The organism is Corynebacterium sp. UMB6689 (genome assembly GCF_030215295.1).
In the GTDB taxonomy this organism is placed as follows: domain Bacteria; phylum Actinomycetota; class Actinomycetes; order Mycobacteriales; family Mycobacteriaceae; genus Corynebacterium; species Corynebacterium aurimucosum.
Window position 1 is genome coordinate 1 of record NZ_JASOLS010000060.1, and the last position, 495, is coordinate 495.

The window sequence follows — 495 nt, forward strand, 5'->3', positions numbered from 1 at the left end:
GGGGTTATGCCGGTGGTTATGGTCGCGTCTGCGTCTACCTGTGTGGCTAGTGGTGCGGTAGTGGGGTGATCTACTAGTGGGCGGATAGAACCTAACTGGGTTTTGGTGCCCTCGTAAAGTTCGTGACGGATACGCCCGTTACCATTTTCGTCTAAGTAGTGGGTTTCGAGGTGCCGCCAATAAGTGGTTGGCCCTGAACCGATCGTAGGGTTGGGATCTTCCAGGTCGTAACAGAAAATGACCTGTTTTAGTTCTCCCCATGAGAAGTAGGGGATTGCTTGATCCGCGTCCACAGTGGTAATAAACGGGCGGGAATGGGTGTTATCCCAGGTAACACGGTGGAACCTACCACCTAAGGCTGCCCCTGTTTCTGCGCCTTGTACGAGCTGGTCGAGTAGGCCGTCTTCAACATATTCGTTGACGCGCCGCCCGGTCGGGGTTGGGGGGTTGCCGTCCTCGGATTTTACGGTGAGCTGTGGGGGCTTTCCGTAGAGT

General features: G+C 55.4%; 1 pseudogene. It reads right to left on the minus strand.

What is annotated here, in order from left to right:
• Window positions 1-495, minus strand: a pseudogene (locus QP363_RS12655) (hypothetical protein); the annotation flags it as partial.